The organism is Streptomyces sp. NPDC017943, from assembly GCF_044328425.1.
In the GTDB taxonomy this organism is placed as follows: Bacteria; Actinomycetota; Actinomycetes; order Streptomycetales; family Streptomycetaceae; genus Streptomyces; species Streptomyces djakartensis_A.
This window is the reverse complement of record NZ_JBIRHH010000049.1, coordinates 1-5,453: the sequence shown is the minus strand read 5'-3', so window position 1 is coordinate 5,453 and position 5,453 is coordinate 1. Positions and strand designations below refer to the sequence as shown.

Here is a 5,453-nt window from a genome sequence, read left to right as displayed (position 1 = left end):
ACGCAACCCCCGCAACTACCTCGCCTTCCTCGGCCTCGCCGCCACCATCTGCTGCTACAAACGACTCGTCCACCTCACCACGTAGGACACAGTCTTAGAGGACCTGGTAGAGGGTTAAGCCGGTGTGCGGGCTTTTGGGTCGAGCCGCCTGAAGGTGAGGAATGCCTGGGCGGCGGTGGCGAGAGTGACGTGGTGTGCCAGCCGCGCCAGGTGCGGCCCTCAACGTGGTCCAGGCCCATCGCGTGTTTGAGTTCGCAGTAGTCGTGCTCGATCCGCCAGCGTACTTTCGCCCACCGCATCAGGTCGGCGGCCGGGGTGGTGGCGGGCACAGTCAATACCCAATACCCGGTCGGAGCGTCCTGGCCCTTCGGCCACTCGACCAGGAGCGTCTTGATAGGCAGGACGCCGTCCCACCTGCTGCGGCCACCGCCCGCCTCCCGGGCTGCGGGGAGGGACTGCTTTCGCGCAGGCCTCACGGTCAGCACCGCGAACCGTGAGGCCATCGCGCCCTTGCTGCCCGCCAGGTCACCTCGGTGAACCGGCTGGCACCGGCCTCGACCGCGAGGACCGAGACCGCTCGTGGCGAAGTGCGGTAGCGGGCCAGCGTCGGCGGACCGAGCCCGCCGTAAGCGAGGGCTGCTGCGGCTCGGCCTCCTCCAGGTGGGCGACTTCCTTCCCGGTCAGGGCGAGTGCATAGGAGAGCTCACGCTGCTCGAGGCCGGTCCGGAAAGGGGTGCTGACGCCGTAGCCCGCGTCGGCGGTCACCGCCGGCGCTTTCAACCGCCACTGGCCGAGCGTGTCGAGTAGGCCGAGCGCGAGACGCCAATTCTTCCGGCTGACGAATGTCGTCGGGTACTCCCACCCTGCGACATCGGTCCGGATCGTCCGTTCACTCGCGCGGCAGATGCAACTGCCAGTTCAACCGGCAGCACGCAAGGTCGGTGACGGCTTGGATGCTGACCGCGACCTGGCAGTTCGCCCGTTTGCCGACGGCCCCGCAGTACTGGCGGGCCACCCCGGCCGACCCTCGCCCGCACTTGGGGAGCGACACGTCGTCGATCACCCTCGCTTCAGGTGTGATCACCTCAGTCAGCCGCTCGGCGATCCGCTGCCTGACCGGCAGCGGATCCCACGGCGACTGGTTTCACGAACTGCTGCAGGGCCTGCATGTTCCCGTCCGGCAGACACTCGGCCATCGCCTGGACCGACTTCCGCCGGCCATCGAGCATCAGACCCCGCGAATAGTACTCGCCCCAACGCAGCTGGTCCCGACGCGGCATCGACCACATTGGCACGAACTCCGCCAACTCGCCCCGGAGCCGTTCCACTTCCCCCAACTTCCGAAAGGCTGCCTCCACCAGCGGTGATCACTCAACGTAACGAAACGTTACTAACTTTGATCTTTATCTACCAAGATCTTCCGGGCTTGCCGATGGCCTTGAGGGTCTCGGAGCGTTTGACGGTTTTGCCGACGTCGTAGCGGGGGGCCCGGTGTGTGTTCTTGGCGCCGGGTGGCCGTCCAGGGTCGGCGCCTCGGGGTTTGGGAACACGGGTCGGGCAGGCGAGGTGAGCGCGGATGTTCCTGAACCCCCGGCGGGCCCGGGCCGGGGTGAGCCGGGCGGAAGTGGCGGGTTTCTCCCAGGGCCGGCGGAGGTCCGCGGCGAGCGGCCGGGCGAGTCGGAGCTGGGTGTGAGCGACGATCAGGATCCAGGTCCAACGGTCCGCTGCATCGGGAGTATGGAGTTTGGGGGGGGCCAGCCCAGGGTCTGCTTCGCGAAGCGGAAGGTGTGTTCCAGGTCGAAGCGGCGGAGGAATGCCTGCCAGAATCGGTCCACGTCGTCCGGTGTGGCGCCGGTCTTGGAGGACCATAACCACACCGGCGGGGCTTCACGGTCCTTCGACAGATGCTCGACCTTCAACCGGATCAACGTGCTCTCAACCAAAGGGAGTTCGCCGTCGTGGTCGAGTCATGAGGAGCGGTGGGTGAGCCGTGGGTGGACCCGGTCCCATGCCTGTGTCTCGGCCTTGCCGTAGTTGGTGGTGTCGGTGACCGTGGTGATGGCGGGCTCGGGCCAGGTCTCCGGCTTGGCGAAGCGGAACTCTGGGCCGTGCTTGGGCGGCCGGCCGTTGACTCCGTGCATCCGCGGCGGCTTCGGCAGACGCATCACACGGTCGGAGCGGACCCGGCCGACCAGCTCGACCGGCAGGTCGCGCAGGACCCAGGCCAAGCGGGTGACGTCGTAGCCGGCATCGCTCACGACCACGATATGCGGATCCCCCTCCCGCCGCTGACCAGCGGCGATGAGCCGCTCGACGACTCCTCGGAGCTGGGCTGCGGTGATCGCGGTCGCGTCGTCGGCAGGTCCCAGCCGGACCACGTCCAGAATCGCGGTCCAGGACGTGGAACCCGGCTCCAGGACGGCGACGAAGGAGTAGGGCCAGCCCGGAATGAACTGCGAGGCCGTCTTCGCACGCCCGTAGACGTGACAGAACAGCCGCTCCGCCGAGCACGGCGCGTCCGAACGCAGCCACGGCGAAACATCGACCGCCAGGGCCAGGCGCCCGCCGTCGAAACGCGACAGCGACAGCCCGGCCAGCACGGCCCGCAGCCGTCCGACGTCGATCCGGCCGTGGTTCAGGCCGCCATACATCGCTCCGTGCCCACGACGGTGCTCGGGCAGCAGCGTCAGGTCCACCGGGGACTTCACCGCGCCGTCCGCACACAACACGGCATCCGCCAGCTCGAACAACTCATCGCGCCATACGGTCAGGCACTCGTAGAACTCTCCCCGGAAGCGTGACGCTTCCGCGAACGCTTCCCTCCGGACAGCATCAGGCAGCAGACTCACCCTCACGGCCTTCGTCGTGATCACGTGCACCTTGGTCGGAGCACATGATCAGACGAAGGCCGCCCCTACATCCGGCGAACCCCCAGGTGAGCGACCCAGTTCGAGACACCGTTCGAAGCCGGAAGAAACGGAACAAGCTAACTGCCTGTTCTCTATCCGCTCGCGCGGTCGGGCAGGTTCGAACGGGCTCCTGGTTCGGGTGAGTTGTCCGGGTCGGGCGCATGAAGGAAGGGCCTCTTGATAGCTCTCGGATGTCGAGTCCAGCGAGAAGCAAGAGGCCCTGTTGTCGAAGTGTCGCGTGGTCGTGGTCGCTGAGTCCAGTTCGTCCACTCGTGCGTGTGACTGCCTCGCCCACAGGTTCGGGAATGCGGTCGACCGGCCACAGCGCCGGCCCCGATACGGCTCGGACATGAGCGATGCCGAGTGGGCCGACCCGCCACTTGATGCCGTTGTCGACGAGGTAGCGCACTGCGTCGATCATCTGCCGGTGGCAGTAACCCTCCGGACGCCCGCCTCGGCTTGAAAGCCAGCCCGGCACCGGCAGAAGGTCCCTCACCACGGCAATGCCCGCGGACTTCCCGCCCTGGCCGCGCGTCTACGCCTTCTTCGCCCGTTGGCGGGACACGGGACTGGTCACCGAGCTGCACGACCGGCTGCGGGAAGCCGTCCGCGCCGGCGAAGGCCGCAGCGCCGAGCCGAGCGCGGGGGTCGTGGACTCGCAGTCGCTGAAGGCAGACGCCACCGTCACCTTCGGCTCACGGGGCTTCGACGCGGGCAAGAAGATCAACGGTCGCAAGCGGCACCTGCTCACCGACACGCTCGGACTTCTCCTGGCCGTGCTGGTCACACCGGCGTCCGTGACCGACCGGGACGGCGCCCGGTCCCTTCTGCTAGCGGCGGCCGGCCGCTTCCGGCGGCTGGCCCGGTCTGGGCCGATGGCGACTACACCGGCCACCTCACCGACTGGACCAGCCAGCACCTCGGCCTCGTCCTCGATATCGTCCGCCGCAGTGAGGACGTCCGGGGCTTCTAGGCCCTTTCCCGCCGCTGGGTCGTCGAGCGGTCCTTTGCGTGGTTTCTGCGCAGCCGCCGCCTGGTCAGGGACTACGAACGCCGCACCGACACGAGCGAAGCGGTCGTCCGCTGGTCGATGATCGCCCTGATGAGCCGCCGCCTGGCCGCACGATCTCGTCGGCCTGCAGTCCTGACGGCAAGGTGAACCTCCCGGGCTTGGTCTCCACCAGCCAGCCCCGTTCCACCAGCCTCTTCAGCCGTGCTCTCGCGCCCTCGACGCGTGAGGCCGAGGCACTGTCCCAGCCAAGCACCACGGCCGCCCGCCGGGCACCCAGCCCGTCGTTCCCGGCCTCATCGCGTTCAGGAGCGGGATCAGCTGTGTGACGTCATGCCGATTTCCGCCGGTCAAGGATACAGCGAGCGGTGCCGAGACGATCGACGATCACATGGTGCTTGGAGCCGGGGCGGCCGCGATCCACCGGCGACGGCCCGACATGAGCCCCCCTTTCAAGGCCCTGATGTCGGAGCCGTCGATCGCAGCATCATCCATGTCCAGCGAGCCTGCTGCCCGCAGCTCGGTGAGGAGTGCCTCGTGCAAGCGAGGCCAGACACCGGCCTCGGTCCAGTCCCGCAGTCGGCGCCAGGCGGTCACTCCCGAGCAGCCCACGACCTCACTGGGCACATCTCGCCAGGCCACTCCCTTGCGCAGGACGTAGATGATGCCGGCCAGGGCAACCCGGTCCGGCACCGGCAGCCGTCCGGGGTGACGCTCCCGCCGCGCAGGCCGCTCTGGCAGCAGCGGGACTATTCGCTCCCACAGTTCATCGGGGACAAGGTCGGTAGTCACGACGTAGGAGCTTGCCAGAGAACCTGGTTGAGCCCACTGGATCGGCTCGTGATACTCCCCGAATGACCAACAGTGCACAGCCCGAAGCCACTGAACAGGGATGGGAGGAACCCTGGTACCGCGTCCGTACGGACCGTTTCGTGGCGTCCTTCCTGCCCGGCGCAGGTGAGGACCTGGATGCCGTCTGCAACGTCGACGTCGAGGTCCGGTTGGTAGACGGCGGCTCACGCTGAAGCGCAACCGTGTTCACAGTCGCGGAGGTCGAGCGCCTGATGGACAAGGGGGTTCAGACCGGCGAGGACCTGGGCGGCCGCTACTTCTGGTGCTCCGACGGGCTGATTGTTCGAGAACCCGGCATCGACAATCATGGGCTTCAGGGCCTGGCTGTCGTGGACGTTTGCGGCGGAGACTCCGACGCGTAGGGGTAGTCCGTTCGCGTCGGACAGGACCTCGCCGCGTTCGCCTCACTCACCCACCTAGAGTCCCGTGCCTACTACGACCGAAAACGCCACGAAGGGAAACACCACGTCGCAGCCCTCATCGCACTCACCCGACGCCGCATCGACGTCCTCTTCGCCATGCTCCGAGACGGCACCTTCTACCAGCCACCCACCCCAGCTACAGCTTGACGAAACCCATAGAGGCACCTTTTTAGCCCTGACGTGGGCGGTGTCGAGGACGACGCGGGTGACGTCGATGAGACCGGCGTCGTCGAGCCGGTGAAGCACGGCCTCGTGCAGGCG

At 67.5% G+C, this 5,453-nt stretch carries 1 protein-coding gene and 7 pseudogenes; 4 read left to right on the top strand and 4 right to left on the bottom strand.

Annotated features, from left to right (window positions below; all coding sequences use genetic code 11):
* Positions 1-114 precede the first annotated feature (114 nt).
* Positions 115-1,289, bottom strand: a pseudogene (locus ACH4C6_RS35755) (IS701 family transposase).
* A 118-nt stretch (positions 1,290-1,407) separates the two neighbouring features.
* Positions 1,408-2,849 (bottom strand): annotated as a pseudogene (locus ACH4C6_RS35750) (NF041680 family putative transposase).
* Between the two features lie 563 nt (positions 2,850-3,412).
* On the opposite strand from ACH4C6_RS35750, the pseudogene ACH4C6_RS35745 reads away from it, so the two are divergent.
* Positions 3,413-3,682 (top strand): annotated as a pseudogene (locus tag ACH4C6_RS35745) (transposase); the annotation flags it as partial.
* 245 nt (positions 3,683-3,927) lie between these two features.
* A complete protein-coding gene (locus tag ACH4C6_RS35740) occupies positions 3,928-4,068 on the top strand; it encodes a hypothetical protein (RefSeq protein ID WP_398112760.1) in 141 nt (46 codons plus the stop codon).
* Here the strand turns inward: ACH4C6_RS35740 and ACH4C6_RS35735 are convergent.
* Both ACH4C6_RS35735 and ACH4C6_RS35730 read right to left on the bottom strand, forming a co-directional pair.
* Positions 4,013-4,216 (bottom strand): annotated as a pseudogene (locus ACH4C6_RS35735) (hypothetical protein); the annotation flags it as partial. The gene ACH4C6_RS35740 and the pseudogene ACH4C6_RS35735 overlap by 56 nt on opposite strands.
* Positions 4,210-4,710, bottom strand: a pseudogene (locus ACH4C6_RS35730) (IS5 family transposase); the annotation flags it as partial. The pseudogenes ACH4C6_RS35730 and ACH4C6_RS35735, both read right to left, overlap by 7 nt.
* Before the next feature lie 62 nt (positions 4,711-4,772).
* Here ACH4C6_RS35730 and ACH4C6_RS35725 point away from each other — a divergent pair.
* Together ACH4C6_RS35725 and ACH4C6_RS35720 are read left to right on the top strand one after the other, a co-directional pair.
* A pseudogene (locus ACH4C6_RS35725) lies at positions 4,773-5,132 on the top strand (hypothetical protein).
* 27 nt (positions 5,133-5,159) lie between these two features.
* Positions 5,160-5,339, top strand: a pseudogene (locus ACH4C6_RS35720) (IS110 family transposase); the annotation flags it as partial.
* Positions 5,340-5,453 lie beyond the last annotated feature (114 nt).